Genomic DNA, 16,185 nt, shown 5'->3' on the forward strand with positions numbered 1-16,185 from the left:
ATTAGGAGCGGTTCGCGCGTGTCGCCCGTCACGCTGCGCCATCGGGGAGGCCACTCCTGGCCGGAGGCGTCTGAGGGAGCGTCAGCGTCGCCACCGCACCGCCGTCCGGGGCGTTGGTGAACGTCAGCCGAGCGCCCAGCACCTCCGCCTGTCCGACCGCGATCGTCAGCCCGAGCCCGTGCCCCTTCGCCCCGCCCTCGGTGCGGAACCGCTGCGGCCCGTGTGTGACGAGGTACTCCGGATAGCCGTCCCCGTGATCCCGCACGGTGACCACGGGCCCGTCCACCGTCAGCACGACGGGCGACCGCCCGTGCCGGTGCGCGTTGGCGAGCAGGTTCCCCAGTACCCGCTCGAGGCGTCGCCGGTCGGTCTCCACGCGCGCGTCCCGGACGACCGTCACCTCGGTGCCGGTCGCCGAGGCCCCGGAGGTGTCCGAAGCCTCCGCCGTCCGCACCGCCCGGACCGCCAGCGCGCCCAGCTCCTCGGCGTCCAGCTCCAGCCGCTCCCGCCCGGTGTCCAGGCGGGAGATCTCCAGCAGGTCCTCCGTCAGCGTGCGCAGTGCAGCCACCCGGTCGCGGACCAGCTCCGTCGGCCGCCCCGGCGGCAGCAGTTCGGCCGCCGCGTGCAGCCCGGTCAGCGGCGTGCGCAGCTCGTGCGCCACGTCGGCGGTGAACCGCTGCTCGCTCAGCAGCTTGCCCTGGAGCGAGGACGCCATGGAGTCCAGCGCGACGGCGACGGCCCCCACCTCGTCCTGCGGCCGGCCCGGTTCCTTCGTACGGGGGTCGTCCACGCGCGCGTCCAGGTCGCCGGCGGTGATCCGCCTGGCCACCTGCGCGGTGGTGTGCAGCCGCCGGGTCACCCGGGTGACCGCGACGGCGCCGACCAGCAGCGTCGCGCCGATGGCCAGGACCGACGACCACAGGATCGCGGTGTCGAGGGCCTCGATGGTGCGGGCGCTCTGCGAGTAGTCGACCGGGACCGCGAGGGCCCGCGCACCGTCGACGGGGCCGGCCGCCCACATCGTCGGGCGCCCCTGGTGGTCGGCGACGATCGTGCCGCGCTCGCCGGCCACCGCCAGCGCCCGCAGCGACGCGGGCAGCCCCGGCGGATCGAGGCTCGCGCCCCACCCGAGGGTGTCCCCGGCCTCGAACGCCGCCGTCGCGTCCTTCAGTCGGGAGAGTGCGAGGTCACGGGCCTGTCCGACGGTCTGGTTCGTCACCGAGACGTGCACCAGTACGCCGAGCAGGGCGGCCAGCGCACAGCACATCACCGTGATGAAGACGGCGGCCTTCACGGCGAGCGTGCCGGCCCACGAGGGAAACGCGAGCCTCATCGGCCGCTCGCCGACGTGGAGGAGGAGGCGGAGGCGGAAGAGGAAGAGGAAGAGGAGGCAGCAGGGGTCGGGGATGCGGAGGGCCGGGGCGAGTAGGACCTGCCCCCGGTGCGCAGCATCTCGTCGTGGGTGAGCAGCATCGCCCGCTGCTGCTGGTCCCATGTCCACTGGAGGCGGTACTCGTAGCCGGCGACCTCCGACGGGGCCCGGATGATCACGGAACGTCCGGCCAGTTCGACCCCGCTCACGGCGTCCTCGTAGGCCATGACCTGTACGAGTCTGTCCTTGCGCACGGTGTACACGCGGACGGCCGTCAGGTTGCCGGGCAGTTGCCGGAAGCCCAGGGTCAGGTCGTCGTGGCCGTCGCCGGTGAGGTCCCGGTAGTACGCCTTGAGCACGGGGCACCGGCTCCCCGCCGTCCCGCTCCTGCCGCAGTAGGCCATCCGGCCGGCCGTCTCGTCGTAGGCCCCCGCGCCGTAGTCGCCCGGATGCGCGGCGATCTCCTCGCGGACGACCGCCACCGGGTCCACCTTGCGGATGTCACCGCCGGGCACCTTGATGCCCTTCACCACCTCGGTGTCCACCTCGCCGATGTCGAAGGCGGGGCGGGAGGCGGGGGTCAGATCCGGCCAGAGCTTGTCCGGGCTGATCGCGGTCGGTGTCGCCCCGGCGCCCTGAAGCTCACCCGCGTCACCGCAGCCCACGGCGACCGAGGCCAGCAGGGCGACGGTGACGGCGACGAGCCCACGCCGGGCGCGACGAGAGGGGCGGGTGGGACGGGAGGGGCGACGGCGGGGCACGGGACTCCTGTGACTCCTCTGGGGGATACGACGGTGCCAGGCCCGTACACCTTATTCGTAAGGAAGTCCGTTTTGCGTACTGGTGGGCCGGAGATGGGGAAGTGCTGGAGGTGTCAGGGGCCTGACCATGGCGAAACGATTATTCGGCCAGTTCCTCCAAAAGCCTGGCCGTCGGCAGCCCCGCCCGCAGGTACTCCACGAACAACTCGTTGTGCAGGGCCCACGGCGAGCGCCGCGACCGTATCAGCCGGATCGCTTCCTCGGCCGAGTGCCCCCGGCGTACCAGCGTGTGGGCGACGACCAGGCCGGAGCGGTTGTAGCCGCTGTAGCAGCGGACGAGGACCGTCCGGCCGTCGTCCATCGCCTCTCCCGCGGCCCGCGCCAGCCGGATCACCCCGGCGAGCTGGGTCCCGTCCAGCGGACCGTCCGGAATCGGCCACACGTGATGCAGCACTCCGGGATCGGGCCCATGTCCCTGCCGGGCCCGTGTCAACGTCTGGACGAGATCGAACTCGCCCCGCACCACGGCGAGTTCCAGTTCCCCGGAGCGTCCCCGGAACTCGTGCCCGCCCATCCACAGGCCGGGCACGATCTCGCTCCACGGACGGTCCGGAGGCGGTACGTCGAGTTGCTTCCTGCGGGTCCGCAACGGCGCCTCCCCAAACGCGCTGCCCAGTGCCTGCCCAACTCCCCTCGAAGGTAACCGCCTTCTTGCCCCCGGAGCACCCCTCCTGTTCCCATGGTCGTGGGGTGATGGTGCATGAACGGACTGCGCGTCATACCGACCTGGCGGCATGGCCAGGAGCGGCTCTACGTCTGTCTCACGGACGGCAGGAACATCGCCTGGTACGACCGTGAGGCGGCCAGGATCAACCTGATCGGGGAGAACCGCAGAGAGGACGTCCTGGAGGCGCTCGGCCCCTTCATCTCCGGCCCGGTCACGGTCGGCCCGCCCCCGGTCCCCACGCCCGCCGAGATGGCCCGGCTCTCCCTCCACCCGGACGACGACCTGGCCCCCAACCGCCCCGGCGAGGCCCTCCTGATCGACCTGGACCGCGACCCGGGCCCCGCCCACCGCCTCCGAGCCGACCCGCGCCGCCGCGCCCTGGCGGCCGAGCAGACCGTCGGCGTGGCCCTGGACCGCCTCGACGGCGTCGGCTGGCACACCCTGCACTCCCTGCCCCTCCCCGGCGGAGACCGCGTCCACCACCTGGCCATCGGCCCGGCCGGCCTGTTCGCGGTCCACACGCTGTACGCCCACAAGCAGCGGGTCCGGATCTCCGACCCCCTGGTCGGACTGGGCCGCCGGGACCCGCAGCCACTTCTGCGCCGGGTACGCGCCGACGCCGACCGCGCGTCCTACGCCCTGACGGCCGAGGTCCGCCCCGTACTGGCCCTGGTCGGCCCGATGGGCGTCTCGGTCTCCGTCCCCCCGCGCGAGGTCCGCGTCCTGACCGACACCGACCTCACCGACCTGGCCCGTCTGGGGGGCGTACTGAAGCCGGCGGACGTGGAAGCCCTGCACGCGATGGCCCGCGACCGGGGGACGTGGGCGAGGGTGTGATCTTCAGCCCGTCCGGCGTTTGAGGACGAGGGCCCGTTCAGGGCCGAAGCGGGGGTCTGGGGGCGCAGCCCCCAGGGACGGGACGGGTAGGGGCGGCGGGGGCGGGAACGAAGCCCGTGCCGGCCGGGCGGGAACGAAGCCCGTGCCGGCCGGGCGGGAACGAAGCCCGTGCCGGCCGGGCGGGAAGAGAACGGGCCGGTGGGCCCGATCACGGCACCGCCCCCGCCCGCCCGGCATCGAGCAGCGGCGCCAGCAGATCCCCGAAGTCCTGAAGCCGCGGAGCGATGTCGGAGGCCGAGAACGTGAGCGTCCCGACGGACCGGCACTCCTCGACCTCCTCCCAGGTGACCGCCGCCGACACGGTCGGCTCGGCCCGCGCCCGCAAGGTGTACGGCGTCGCGGTCGTCTTCCGCGCCGCGTTCTGACTCCAGTCCACGAACACCTTCCCCGGCCGCAGACTCCGCGTCATGCGGTGCAGAACCAGCCGGGGCATCGCCCGCTCCGCCTCCACGGCCAGCGCTTTCGCGTACTCCGTGACCCGTTCGGAGGAGGCCCCCCGCACCGCCGCCAGCAGATGCAGCCCCTTCGCCCCGGACGTCTTCGGCCACGCCTCGATCCCGTCCGCCGCGAGCCGCTCCCGCAGCCACACCGCGACCTCGCAGCACTCGACGACGGTCGCGGGCGTGCCGGGATCGAGGTCGAGGACGAGCCGGTCGGCGATCTCGGGATCCTGGATCACCCACTGGGGCGTATGGAACTCCGTGACGAGGTTCGCCGCCCAGACCAGGCTCGCCAGATCCTGCACGACCACCATCCGGGCGGGCCCCTCCGACCGGGGCACCTCGGCGGTGGTAACCCATTCGGGCGTCCCCGGCGGCACGTTCTTGGCGAAGAAGATCTGCCCGTCGGGCCCGTCCGGGTAGCGCAGGAAGGACAGCGGCCGGTCGCGCAGATGGGGGAGCAGGGCGTCGGCGACGGTCGCGTAGTAGTGCAGTACCTCGCCCTTGGTGAAGCCGGTCGCCGGATACAGCACCTTCTCCAGATTGCTGAGCGCGAGCCGTCTCCCCTCCACCTCAGTGATCGGCGTCATACGATGAGAATCACATGAAACCGTCACATAAGGCTCATTCAGGAGGGCGCTGCACGTGAGATCCATTTGGAACGGCGCCATCTCCTTCGGCCTCGTCAGCATCCCGATCAAGCTGGTGAACGCCACCGAGAGCCACTCGATCTCCTTCCGCCAGATCCACACGGAGGACGGCGGCCGCATCCGCTATCGCAAGGTCTGCGAGCTGGAGGACCGCGAGGTGAGCTCGGCGGAGATCGGCAAGGGGTACGAGGACGCGGACGGCACGATCATCCCGATCACCGACGAGGACCTGTCCCATCTGCCGCTCCCGACCGCCAAGACCATCGAGATCGTGGCCTTCGTCCCCGCCGACCGGATCGACCCGCTCCAGATGGACGCCGCCTACTACCTCCAGGCGGGCGGTGCACCGGCGGCGAAGCCGTACACGCTGCTCAGGGAGGCACTGAAACGCAGTCACAAGGTGGCGATCGCGAAGTACGCCCTGCGCGGCCGCGAGCGGCTCGGGATGCTCCGCGTGGTCGGCGAGGCGATCGCCATGCACGGTCTGCTCTGGCCGGACGAGGTCCGGGCACCGGAAGGCGTGGCCCCGGACACCTCGGTCACCGTCCGCGACAAGGAACTCGACCTCGCGGACGCCCTGATGGACACCCTCGGCGAGGTCGACCTGGAGGACCTGCACGACGAGTACCGCGAGGCGGTGGAGGAGGTCGTGGCGGCGAAGGCGGCCGGCGAGACACCCCCCGAGGCCCCGACCCCGCCGTCCAGCGGCAAGGTGCTGGACCTGATGGCGGCCCTGGAGAAGAGCGTCCGGGCGGCGAAGGAGTCGCGCGGCGAGGGACCGGAGAAGGCCTCTTCGGAGACGGAGGAGGAGACGGACCAGGAGACGGGGTCGGGGGCCGAGGTCAGACACCTTTCGCAGCGCAGGTCGGCCCGTACGGCACCCAAGGGGACGGGCGGCAAGAAATCGACGTCGACGGCGACGGCGAAGAAGACCGCGGCGGCACCGAGGAAGTCGACGGCGAAGACGGCGAAGTCGACACAGCCGGCGAAGAAGACCACGGCGTCGAAGAGCACGGCGGCAACGAAGAGCACAGCCAAGAAGGCCGCCGCGAAGAAGACGACGGCCAAGGGGGCGACGGCGAAGGGAACTTCGGAGAAGGGGACCACGGCGAAGAAGTCGGCCGCGAAGAAGACGACGGCGGCCCGCAAGCGCACGGCCTGACGCCGCCCCTGACCCACCCCCACCTCTCCCGACATCTCTCCCCCCACACCCGCCTCACCGACCTCACTCCCTCACCTGCGTGCCTCCCCGCCCAGGCGAGGGATCACCCAAGTCAGGCAGCCTCTTCCAGCGCCCCACGACCCCGGCGTGCCCGCCCTGCCCGCCGGGCCCGCCCCGACCCCCGGTCCTCAGTGCCGCCGCCGTTGTCGCCCCCGTCGCTTCCCTCGCTCCTGTCGCCCCGGCGAGGGAAGGCCACGCACAGCGTGCCCACCCCCAGCCCCACGGCCGGCCACACCGGGAACTCACCGCCGTACGCGAACCCGTGCCCCGCGAAATACGTCAGCGCCCAGACGCTCACGCCGAGCCCGGCCCATATCCGCCAGGCCGCCGCCCCCCGGATCCGCGCGCCGGGCCGCACACGTACGTCCACGGAGACCAACGCCCGCTCCAGTGGCCGCAACGCCCACACCACCCCCACCAGGAAACTCCCCAGCACCAGCAGCCACGGCACCCGTAGTGCCCACCAGCCGGCCGAGCCGTAGCGGGGTTCGGGGGCGAGCCCCGTCAGGTAGAAGGCGGCGGCGACGATCAGCACCGGCAGCATGTGCCAGAGGTAGAGCGCCATGCTGCCGGCCCCCAGCACCCGCACCGCCCGCCGCACCCGGGCCCGCTCCAGCACCCGTCGCACGACCGGTGCGACCAGCAGCGCCACCCCGACCTGACCCAGACTCCACGCCAGCATGGCCGCCGACGGGGGATCGGTGTTGCTCAGTTCCTCCCCGCTCACCAGGATCAGACTGACGGGAAACGGCCCGGGCCCGACGAGCAGCGCGAACCCCGACACGCCTCCCACCGCCATGGCCACCGCCCGGCCGTGCGCTCGCGGCGCAGTCCCTCCGTCACCGCCCAGCAGTCCGTCCCGCCAGCAGAATCCGAGCTGGTAGACGACACCCCATACGAGCAGGTAGTTGAGCGCCCCGATCGCCTCGACGGCCGAGCCGCGCGAGGACGCGTCGCCCGCCGCCACGAGCGCGCCGACACCGAGCCCCACCACGCCCATGCCCACAGGGATGCGCACGCCCCACCGTTCATGAAGGGAGTACAGCACCGGCGTCAGGGCGCTGAGCAGCAGATACACCGGCAGGAACCAGAACTGCATGGCCATCGCCCACCCCACCAGCGCGAGGGTGGCGCGGTCCACGCCGAGCGCGGAGCACACTCCGACGGCCAGCAGCACGAGGCCGCTGTACACGGCCGTGGGCAGCAGCAGCCGCACGGCGCGCTGCCCCACCCATCCCGCGGCGCTCCCGCCGGCGGCCCGAGCCCGCGCCCAGGAGCCTCCGGCGGCATGCCCACCGGCGAGGAAGAACAACGGCATGATCTGGAAGCCCAGGGTCAGCCACTGCGTCCAGGGCACGGTCGCCAGCAGTTCCGGGGCGGTGATCTCGCCGTCCGGATGCCGGATCAGCCCGGTGATCAGCCAGTGCCCCAGCACGACGAGCAGAATCGCCCACGCCCGCAGGAAATCGACGTACCGGTCTCGGCTCATACGTCGCATGCTGCCCGTCCCCTCAACTCCCCTGAGGCGACTAGGCCTTGTCGCAACCAAGCCGTACCCGAGACGACACCCGTCGGCGTGGTGCGGTGCGGTGCGGCAGGGTGCGGCACAGTCCGTCCCCGTTCCCGTCCGTACGGCACCGGCATCTTGACGCTCTGGATGTTACCGGTAACATCGTTGTCCGTCGGAGCATCACCCGCACGCCCACGAAGAGGTGGGCGCCGTCCGCCTTCTGGAGTCCGCGTGACCGACCACCCCACGGCGCAGCGCACCCCGGCCGGCGCACCCACGCCGGACACCGACGTCGGCACGACTAACGGCACGACTGTCGGCGCCAGTACCAGCACCAGTACCAGCACCGCCCCCGTCCCCGTCTTCACCACGTCCGCCGTGGTCGCCTCCTGCGTCGGCTTCATGCTCATCGGCGCTCTCCAGGCGTTCTACGGCCCCGCGATCCCGGCCCTGCGCGAGGAGTTCGGGCTCTCGCCCTCCGTCGCGGGGCTGGGGCTCAGCGCGCACTTCGTCGGAGGGGTCGCCGGGGTCCTCCTCTTCGACCGGCTGTACGGCCGTACCGGCAACCGGCGGATCCTGGCCGCCTCGTATCTGCTGATGGCCGTCGGCTCGGCGGGCTTCGCGGTCGCGCCGAACTGGCCTCTCGCCCTCACCGCGGCGCTCCTCGCCGGGTTCGGCTTCGGCGGTATCGACTACGGCCTCAACCAACTCTTCGCGGTCGGCTTCGGCCACCGTTCCACCGCGATGCTCAACATCCTCAACGCCCACTTCGGCATCGGCGCGATCCTCGGCCCGGTCCTGATCGGGGTGGTGGGCGCCGAGCACTACCCCGTCGTCTTCCTGGTCTTCGCGCTCGCCAACCTGCCCCTGCTGTTCTGTCTGCGCGGCGTACGCGACAGCCCTCCGCGGCTGCCGCAGCCCGCACAGCACCCCGCGTCCACCGAGGCGTCCACGCCGGCCGACCGCGCCCTGCGGTCCGTCCTCGCCGTGTTCGTCACCCTCTACGTCCTGCACGTCGGCATCGAGGCGGGTGTCGGCGGCTGGGAACCCACGCACCTGGAGACCGTCGGGCACGGCGCCGGCGTCGCGGCCACCGCGACCTCCGTGTACTGGCTGATGATGACCGTCGGCCGTTTCCTGGTGGCCCCGATCGCGTTGCGTTTCTCCGCCCAGACCATCATCACGGTCTCCTGCGCGGGCATGACCGTCTGTCTCCTGCTGGCGGCCGTACCGGACCTGGCGCCCTTCGCCTACGCGGGCGTGGGCCTCTTCATCGCGCCGATCTTCCCCACCGGGCTGCCCTGGCTGCACCGGGCCGCCCCGCACGCACGCCGGGCCGGCGCGGTCGTCATCGCCGCGTCCATGATGGGCGGCGTCGCGGCGGGCCCGGCACTCGGCAAGGTCATCGAGTGGTCCGGCGTCCGAGCGGTCCCGCTCCTCCTCGCCGCGGTCTCCGCCGTCTGCCTCGCGGCCACCCTCTGGCTGACCCGAGCGACCCACCCGAAGCCCGCGCGGTGACCGCCCCGCCGCCCCCGGCCGCCTCGCAGCACCGGTGGCCCCGGATGGTGCGGCCGAGCCCATCGCCGACCGGCAGGCATCCCGAGGCACAAGCACGCACCCGCACGTCCGCCCCGACGAGAAGGCCCCCCGAAGCACGAGTACGGGCACCAGCACCAGCACCAGCACCAGCACGAAGACGAGCACGAGAACGCACCCGCACGTCCGCCCCGACGAAGGGACCCGCATGCCAGCCCTGACCACGACCTCCGACGGTTTCCTCCTCCACGGCGAGCCGTTCCGCATCCTCTCCGGCGCTCTGCACTACTTCCGCGTCCACCCCGACCAGTGGGCCGACCGGCTGCGCAAGGCTCGCCTCATGGGCCTGAACACCGTCGAGACGTACATCCCGTGGAACCTCCACCAGCCCGAACCGGGCACCCTCGTCCTCGACGGACTCCTCGACCTGCCCCGCTTCCTGCGGCTGGCCGCCGCGGAGGGACTGCACGTCCTCCTCCGTCCCGGCCCCTTCATCTGCGCCGAGTGGGACGGCGGCGGTCTGCCGCACTGGCTCACCACCGACCCCGACATCCGCCTGCGCACCAGCGACCCCCGCTTCACGGACATCGTGGACCGCTACCTGGACCTCCTCCTCCCGCCGCTCCTGCCGCACATGGCGGCGTCGGGCGGCCCGGTCATCGCCGTACAGGTGGAGAACGAGTACGGGGCCTACGGCGACGACATCGCCTACCTCGAGCACCTCGAGCTCTCCCTCCGCTCACGCGGCGTCGAGGAGCTCCTCTTCACCTGCGACCAGACCGACGGCGATCACCTCAAGAACGGCGTTCTGCCCGGTGTCCTCGCCACCGGCACGTTCGGCAGCCGCGTGGACCAGTCCCTCCAGCGGCTCCGTGAGGCACAGCCCGAAGGCCCCCTGATGTGCGGGGAGTTCTGGATCGGCTGGTTCGACCACTGGGGCGGTCCGCACCACGGAAGGGACGCCGAGGACGCCGCCGCCGACCTCGACCGGCTCCTCTCGGCGGGCGCCTCCGTCAACATCTACATGTTCCACGGCGGCACCAACTTCGGTTACACCAACGGCGCCAACCACCACCACGCCTACGTGCCGACCATCACCTCCTACGACTACGACGCCCCGCTCACCGAGAGCGGCGACCCGGGCCCGAAGTACCACGCCTTCCGCGAGGTCATCGCCCGCCACGCCCCGGTCCCGGACGAGCCGGTGCCCGCCCCGTCGCCCAAACTCCCCCCGACCACCGTCCGGTTGACGGACCGCGCCCCGCTCCTCCCCCTCGCCGACCGCCCCGTGCACGCCACGGACCCCCGCTCCGCCGACGAGCTGAACCAACGCTCCGGGTACACCCTGTACCGGACCACCGTCCCCACCCCCGGGGCCGGCCTCCTGCACTTCGCCGGCGGAGTGGGGGACCGCGCCCAGGTCTTCCTGGACGGCGCCCCCGCGGGCGTCCTCGAACGCGAGCGCTACGACGAGACCCTGCCCGTCCACGTCCCCCGCCCCGACGCCGTACTCGAGGTGCTCGTGGAGAACATGGGCCGGGTCAACTACGGCCCCCGCATCGGCGTCCCCAAGGGCCTGCTGGGCCCGGTCACGCTCGACGGCACACCCCTGCACGGCTGGGACTCCCACGCACTGCCCCTGGACGACGTACCGGTCACCGCCGCCTTCGCCCCGGCCGAGACCCCCACCTGCGCCGAACCCGCGCTGCACCGCGGCACGTTCGAGGTGCGGACCCCCGCCGACACCTTCCTCGCCCTCCCCGGCTGGACGAAGGGCCAGGCCTGGGTCAACGGGTTCCACCTGGGCCGCTACTGGAGCCGCGGCCCGCAGCGCACCCTCTACGTCCCGGCCCCCGCCCTGCGCCCGGGCGTCAACGAGCTGGTCGTCCTCGAACTGCACGGCACCACCACCCTCGACGCCCAGCTCACCGACACCCCCGACCTCGGCCCGGAGCAGTCCTGATGCGGCACCGGGTGAGCATTCAGCCTCCCTCCGCACCCTCGCTCCGAGGCCACCTCCCCTTCGCCGACGCCCCCACCGCCCCCGACCCCATCGAGGTGACCAGCCGCTGGCTGACCCGGGGCGGCCGCCCCTGGTTCCCGGTCTCGGGGGAGTTCCACTACTCCCGGTACCCGGCCCGGGAGTGGGAGGAGGAGCTGCTGAAGATGAAGGCGGGCGGGGTCACGGTCGTCGCCTCGTACGTCATCTGGATCCACCACGAGGAGACCGAGGGCCGCGTCCGCTTCGACGGCGACCGCGATCTGCGCCGCTTCGCCCGGCTCTGCGCCCGCCACGGCCTGGACTTCATCCCGCGCATCGGCCCCTGGTCGCACGCGGAGGTCCGGGGCGGCGGCCTCCCCGACTGGGTACTCGCCCGCACCACGGCCCCCCGCACCGACGACCCGGCGTACCTCGCCGCCGTCCGTCCCTGGTGGGAGGCGATCGCGGCGCAACTGGACGGCCTGGACCGCGCGCACGGCGGCCCGATCGTCGCGATCCAGATCGAGAACGAGCTCTACGACCAGCCCGGCCACCTCCGCACCCTGAAGCGCATGGCCCAGGAGGCCGGCCTCAGCGCCCCCCTGTGGACCTCGACGGCATGGGGCGGAGTCCACCTCCCCGACGACGAACTGCTCCCCCTCTACGGCGGCTACCCCGAGGCCTTCTGGACCGAGGCCGACGGCGGCTGGCCCGACACCTGCCGCAAGCACTTCTTCTTCACCCACCAGCGCGACGACGAGGGCATCGGCGCCGACCTGCGCCCGACGACCGTACGCGGCACGGATCCCGACACCTACGCGGACAGGTTCCCCTGGGCCACCTGCGAGTTGGGCGGCGGCATGGCCGTCGCCTACCACCGCCGCCCGCGCGTCGACGCCGCCGACATCGGCGCCCTCGGCCTGACGAAGATCGGCTGCGGCTCGGTCTGGCAGGGCTACTACATGTTCCACGGCGGCACCAACCCGACGGGGGAGCGGACGACCCTCCAGGAGTCCCACGCCACCGCCTATCCCAACGACCTCCCGGTCCTCACGTACGACTTCCAGGCCCCCCTCGGCGAGTACGGCCAGTACCGCCCCTCCTACGACGAACTCCGGCTCCAGCACCTGCTGTTGGCGGACTTCGGCGAGGTGATCGCCCCCATGCGGTCGGTGCTGCCGGACGGCCGTCCGCGAGGCCAGCACGACCGCGACACCCTGCGCTGGGCGGTCCGCGGCGACGGGCGCGCCGCGGGCTTCCTCTTCGTCACCAACCACCAGCCGCACGAGCCACTCCCGGACCACCCGGACACGAGCTTCACGATCGGCTTCCCCGAGGCCCCGCCCCTCACCCTCCCCAGCGTCCCCGTCACCGTCCCCGCGGGCGCCTACTTCTGCTGGCCGCTGCGGCTGGACGTGGCGGGCCTGCGCCTGGACTGGGCCACTGCCCAGCCGGTCTGCACGATCGTGGACGACGACGGCCGTACGGTCCTGGTCCTCGCGGCGACGGACGGCATCGAGCCCGAACTGGCCCTGGACGCACGGACGGTGGCGTCCCTCGCCACCCCGCCCGGCGTGGACGTCTCGGCCGTGACCGACGACGACCGCATCCTGATCACCGGCCTGCGCCCCGGCACGGACGCCCTGGTCGAGACGGAGACCCCGGCCGGCGACCGGGTCGCCCTCCTCGTCCTGGACGCCACCACCGCCCGCACCGCCTACCGGGGCGAGGCCTGGGGCGCGCGGCGGCTCGTCCTGTGCGCCGAGGGCGTGGTCTTCGACGCGACGACCGGCGAGGTACGCATCCACCCCCGCACCTCGGACGACGAGGACGACGAGGACGACGAGGACGACGAGGTCGACGAGAACGGCGCGGACATCGCGGACATCGCGGACATCGCGGTCGGCGTGGTCGGCGCGCGACCCCGTCCCCCCGTCCCGACGGTCTCCCTCTCCGTCCTCCCGGCCCCGCACCGCCCGCCGACGACACCCGGTGCCACCGTGAAGGAGAGCCAGGACGGCGCCCTGACCCGCTACACACTCGTCCCCGACGAGGACGCGCCCACCGCCCTCGCCCCCACCCTCACCGCGCTCCGCCCGGCGGGCCCGGCACCGACCCCGGAGACGGGCGTACTGGGCCGGGCGAGCGCCCCCGCCGACGAGCACTACGACACGAAGGCGGCGGTCTACCGCGTCGACGTACCGGCGACCCGCGCCGACACCCCCACCCCGCCCGGCTCCGACCTGCTGCGCCTGCACTGGACCGGCGACGTGGCCCGCGCCTACGTGGGGGACACACTCGTCGCCGACCAGTTCTTCACGGGCCGCCCGTGGGACATCGCGCTCGACCGACTCCCGCCCGGTGAGCCGCTCACCCTGAGAATCCTGCCGCTCGCCGCCGACGCGGCGGTCCACCTCCCCGTCACCCCGCCGGCCGGCATCGCCGAGGTACGGCACGCCGAACGGATCACGACCCGCACCTGGACGCTCGGCACGACCTGACCCCCGCTTCCTCGTCCGCCCGGCCTATCCTGTGGGTCCGCCGGGCGGCCCAGCGCGACCGGCCCCGGACCAGTCCCGAGGAAGAAGCCCCCACCATGACCCGAAGCGCCGCCGACGGCCCGGCGGGCCCGGCGTCCAGGGGACGCAGCAGACGCAACTTCGCGGGCTCACGTCCGGTCATGGACGACGTCGCCAAACTGGCCGGAGTCTCCAAGCAGACGGTCTCCCGGGTCCTCAACGACCACCCGGCCGTCCGCGCCGAGACCCGGGAGGCGGTCCGGGCGGCCATGCGCACGCTCGGCTACCGCCCCAGCAGCAGCGCCCGCTCGCTGGCCAGCGGCCGCACCCGGATGCTCGGCGTGATCTCCTTCGACGCGGCCCGCTACGGCCCCGCCTCGACCCTGACCGCGATCAACACGGCGGCGCAGGAGGCCGGTTACCTGGTGAGCTCGATCGCGCTGGACACCGCGGACCGGGACACGGTGGTGCGGGCCGCGGACCGGCTGTCGGCGGAGGGCGCGGACGGAGTGATCGCGATCGCGCCCCAGGTGCGGGTGGCCCGGGCCCTGGCCGAGGCCCACCTGGACACCCCGCTGGTCGTCATGGACAACGAGCTGGGCGACGGCACCCCCATGGTCACCTCGGACGCCACCACCGGCGCCCGCAAGGCCACGCGGCATCTGCTCTCCCTCGGCCACCCCACGGTCCACCACCTCGCGGGCCCGACGGGCTGGACCTCGGCGGACCGCCGGGCCGAGAGCTGGCGCGCCACCCTCGAGGCGGCCGGAGCCGAGGTGCACACCCCCCTCATCGGCGACTGGAGCGCCGACTCCGGCTACGACCTCGGCCGCGAACTGGCGATGGATCCGTCCGTCACCGCGATCTTCGTGTCGAACGACCAGATGGCCCTCGGCGTCCTGCGCGCCCTGTACGAGGCGGGCCGCCGGGTCCCGGAGGACGTCAGCGTCGTCGGCTACGACGACATCCCCGAGGCCGCCCATTTCCTCCCGCCGCTGACCACGATCCGTACGGACTTCACGGACATCGGCACGATCTCCCTGCGCATCCTGCTGAACCGCATCGACAGCCCGTCGACCCCCGGAAGCCCGCTCACGGTCGTCCCCGTCGATCTGTGCGTCCGCCACAGCACCACCGGCCCACGCCGAACGGGCCGACAGGGCTGACCGGGCGGGCCGGGTTCACTCGTGCGGGCCCCGCAAGGCCGCGGCATGGAGATGTTCCAGGGCGTCCAGCACGACGGTGTTCCAGTGCCAGGCCAGCCACCGGCCGACGTCGTTGCCGGTCTGCCGGAGCGCGGCCAGCTCGGCCTGGGTGAAACCGGTCAGCGGCCGCTCGTGATGGGAGGACACCATGCCCAGCGGCACGCCCTGCCGGTTCATCAGCGGAACGCTGTGCGCGGCCCGACTGCCCGTCTGGAGGATGGCGTGGCGGGAGGCCTCGTCGAACACCGGCGCCGACTCCACGTCCTGCACGGTGACCTGCCGACGCTGGCCGGCCGCCTGCGCGCAGGAGGTGGTCGACGAGTCGACGAAGGCGAAGAAGTCGCTGAAGTACCTGTTCAGGCCGGTGTGCCGAGCCAGGCGGAGCCGGCCTCGCTCGCTCAGCTGGACATTGCCCATCGGCGTCTGGGTGATCGACAGCACCCGCTGGAGGGTCGCCGTGATCACAGCGCCCTGGCTGGTGGCGTTGCCGCGCTCCACCGGGAGCCCGGGAAGCGCGGGCGGGCCGCGCCGCGCCCGGCCGGGGAACCACAGCTCGGCGTCGGCATCGGGCGCCGGTGTGCGTACGACGGCGTCGGCGAGTGTGGAGAGCTTGATGTTGAACTGCTGGGAGGCGCCCTTCATCAGCGCGAACGCCTCGTCGGTGGAGCCGAGGCCGTAGCGGTCGAGCAACACCCCTTCCGCACGGGCGACTCCGGCGCGGCCGTACAGACGGTTACGCAGATCAAGATCTTCCTGCCGCCACAGCAGTCCGCTTCCCTCTCCCTGTCCGGACCCGGAGCCGGACACATCGGCCGCCGAGCCTCCTTCGGCAGGGTGCCGGGACAGCTGGCTCATACCAAGGGCTCCAATCCGGGGTGAGTCCGAGCAACGGACGACAGTGAACCCGGCGGGCGCTCCCCGGCCGGCCGGGGGCGTACCTCCTTACCAAGCACTGCCAACAACTAACCGGAAGCCGGACGAGTAAACCCGCCGGCTTCCGCATCACAGAGGGTGCGCGGCGGTGTGCGGGGCGGGGCGCGGGGCGGGGCGCGGGGCGGTGTGTGGGTCAGGAGGCGCCGCGAGCGCAGAGGCGGCGACCAGCCCGGCCACCTCGAGTACGCAGGCCAGGCAGATCGACGTGGATTCCGAGATCCCGTTCCCTGCGGTGATCAGGGCGACTCCGATCAAGAGAGTGCGCGAGCGTGCGGCGCATCCCCCGGGCACCTACGGGACCAGGCACCAACACCCCACAAGGGAGGCTGAGTTCCGGGTGTTCTGGCCATGAAGTCCCAAGGCCGAACCCCAAGGCCGAACCCCAAGGCCGAACCCCAAGGCCGACGGGGACCCGCCCGCCCGACGTGCTAC

Annotated in this window: 12 protein-coding genes; 6 read left to right on the plus strand and 6 right to left on the minus strand. The window is 72.6% G+C overall.

What is annotated here, in order from left to right; all coding sequences use genetic code 11:
- Nucleotides 1-28: 28 nt before the first annotated feature.
- The 3 genes from G9272_RS30170 to G9272_RS30180 all read right to left on the minus strand — a co-directional run bounded on the left by G9272_RS30170 (nucleotide 29) and on the right by G9272_RS30180 (nucleotide 2,782).
- Complete coding sequence (locus G9272_RS30170; RefSeq protein WP_171399436.1) at nucleotides 29-1,333, minus strand: ATP-binding protein; 1,305 nt, start codon at nucleotides 1,331-1,333, stop codon at nucleotides 29-31.
- The gene (locus G9272_RS30175; protein WP_253267987.1) at nucleotides 1,330-2,133 is read right to left on the minus strand and encodes a hypothetical protein; all 804 of its coding nucleotides are present in this window, start codon (nucleotides 2,131-2,133) and stop codon (nucleotides 1,330-1,332) included. Before G9272_RS30175 ends, G9272_RS30170 begins: the two co-directional genes overlap by 4 nt.
- Before the next feature lie 139 nt (nucleotides 2,134-2,272).
- Nucleotides 2,273-2,782: a protein-tyrosine phosphatase family protein gene (locus G9272_RS30180; RefSeq protein ID WP_171399437.1), complete on the minus strand. Its 510-nt coding sequence runs from the start codon at nucleotides 2,780-2,782 to the stop codon at nucleotides 2,273-2,275.
- A gap of 111 nt (nucleotides 2,783-2,893) precedes the next feature.
- On the opposite strand from G9272_RS30180, the gene G9272_RS30185 reads away from it, so the two are divergent.
- Nucleotides 2,894-3,697, plus strand: coding sequence for a nuclease-related domain-containing protein (locus tag G9272_RS30185; RefSeq protein WP_171399438.1), 804 nt, complete (start codon nucleotides 2,894-2,896; stop codon nucleotides 3,695-3,697).
- A 208-nt stretch (nucleotides 3,698-3,905) separates the two neighbouring features.
- On the opposite strand, the gene ligD is transcribed toward G9272_RS30185, so the two are convergent.
- On the minus strand, nucleotides 3,906-4,787 hold the full coding sequence (gene ligD / locus G9272_RS30190) for a non-homologous end-joining DNA ligase (RefSeq protein WP_171399439.1): 882 nt from the start codon (nucleotides 4,785-4,787) through the stop codon (nucleotides 3,906-3,908).
- 55 nt (nucleotides 4,788-4,842) lie between these two features.
- Between ligD and G9272_RS30195 the strand changes: the two genes are divergently transcribed.
- Nucleotides 4,843-6,009 (plus strand): Ku protein, encoded by a 1,167-nt coding sequence (locus G9272_RS30195; RefSeq protein ID WP_171399440.1) that lies wholly within the window; start codon nucleotides 4,843-4,845, stop codon nucleotides 6,007-6,009.
- A 112-nt stretch (nucleotides 6,010-6,121) separates the two neighbouring features.
- Here the strand turns inward: G9272_RS30195 and G9272_RS30200 are convergent, their stop codons facing one another.
- Nucleotides 6,122-7,558 carry an acyltransferase family protein gene (locus tag G9272_RS30200; RefSeq protein ID WP_171399441.1) on the minus strand — a complete coding sequence of 479 codons (1,437 nt, stop codon included), beginning with the start codon at nucleotides 7,556-7,558 and terminating at the stop codon, nucleotides 6,122-6,124.
- Nucleotides 7,559-7,981: 423 nt separating this feature from the next.
- Here G9272_RS30200 and G9272_RS30205 point away from each other — a divergent pair, with 423 nt between their 5' ends.
- From G9272_RS30205 to G9272_RS30220, 4 genes are all read left to right on the plus strand, one after another.
- Complete coding sequence (locus G9272_RS30205) at nucleotides 7,982-9,097, plus strand: MFS transporter (RefSeq protein ID WP_253268254.1); 1,116 nt, start codon at nucleotides 7,982-7,984, stop codon at nucleotides 9,095-9,097.
- Nucleotides 9,098-9,323: 226 nt separating this feature from the next.
- Nucleotides 9,324-11,078, plus strand: coding sequence for a glycoside hydrolase family 35 protein (locus G9272_RS30210; RefSeq protein ID WP_171399442.1), 1,755 nt, complete (start codon nucleotides 9,324-9,326; stop codon nucleotides 11,076-11,078).
- Complete coding sequence (locus G9272_RS30215; RefSeq protein WP_171399443.1) at nucleotides 11,078-13,597, plus strand: beta-galactosidase; 2,520 nt, start codon at nucleotides 11,078-11,080, stop codon at nucleotides 13,595-13,597. The genes G9272_RS30210 and G9272_RS30215 overlap by 1 nt, the downstream gene beginning before the upstream one ends.
- A 95-nt stretch (nucleotides 13,598-13,692) precedes the next feature.
- A complete protein-coding gene (locus tag G9272_RS30220) occupies nucleotides 13,693-14,781 on the plus strand; it encodes a LacI family DNA-binding transcriptional regulator (RefSeq protein ID WP_171399444.1) in 1,089 nt (362 codons plus the stop codon).
- A gap of 15 nt (nucleotides 14,782-14,796) precedes the next feature.
- On the opposite strand, the gene G9272_RS30225 is transcribed toward G9272_RS30220, so the two are convergent.
- Nucleotides 14,797-15,675 carry an ANTAR domain-containing protein gene (locus G9272_RS30225; protein WP_171399445.1) on the minus strand — a complete coding sequence of 293 codons (879 nt, stop codon included), beginning with the start codon at nucleotides 15,673-15,675 and terminating at the stop codon, nucleotides 14,797-14,799.
- Between the last annotated feature and the right edge of the window lie 510 nt (nucleotides 15,676-16,185).

This window comes from Streptomyces asoensis (assembly GCF_013085465.1).
GTDB lineage: Bacteria > Actinomycetota > Actinomycetes > Streptomycetales > Streptomycetaceae > Streptomyces > Streptomyces cacaoi_A.

Coding starts and splice junctions, on each gene's coding strand:
- G9272_RS30170 (WP_171399436.1), bottom strand. CDS start 1,333: ATGAGGCTCGCGTTTCCCTCGTGGGCCGGCACGCTCGCCGTGAAGGCC.
- G9272_RS30185 (WP_171399438.1), top strand. CDS start 2,894: ATGAACGGACTGCGCGTCATACCGACCTGGCGGCATGGCCAGGAGCGG.
- ligD (WP_171399439.1), bottom strand. CDS start 4,787: ATGACGCCGATCACTGAGGTGGAGGGGAGACGGCTCGCGCTCAGCAAT.
- G9272_RS30200 (WP_171399441.1), bottom strand. CDS start 7,558: ATGAGCCGAGACCGGTACGTCGATTTCCTGCGGGCGTGGGCGATTCTG.
- G9272_RS30205 (WP_253268254.1), top strand. CDS start 7,982: ATGCTCATCGGCGCTCTCCAGGCGTTCTACGGCCCCGCGATCCCGGCC.
- G9272_RS30210 (WP_171399442.1), top strand. CDS start 9,324: ATGCCAGCCCTGACCACGACCTCCGACGGTTTCCTCCTCCACGGCGAG.
- G9272_RS30215 (WP_171399443.1), top strand. CDS start 11,078: ATGCGGCACCGGGTGAGCATTCAGCCTCCCTCCGCACCCTCGCTCCGA.
- G9272_RS30220 (WP_171399444.1), top strand. CDS start 13,693: ATGACCCGAAGCGCCGCCGACGGCCCGGCGGGCCCGGCGTCCAGGGGA.
- G9272_RS30225 (WP_171399445.1), bottom strand. CDS start 15,675: ATGAGCCAGCTGTCCCGGCACCCTGCCGAAGGAGGCTCGGCGGCCGAT.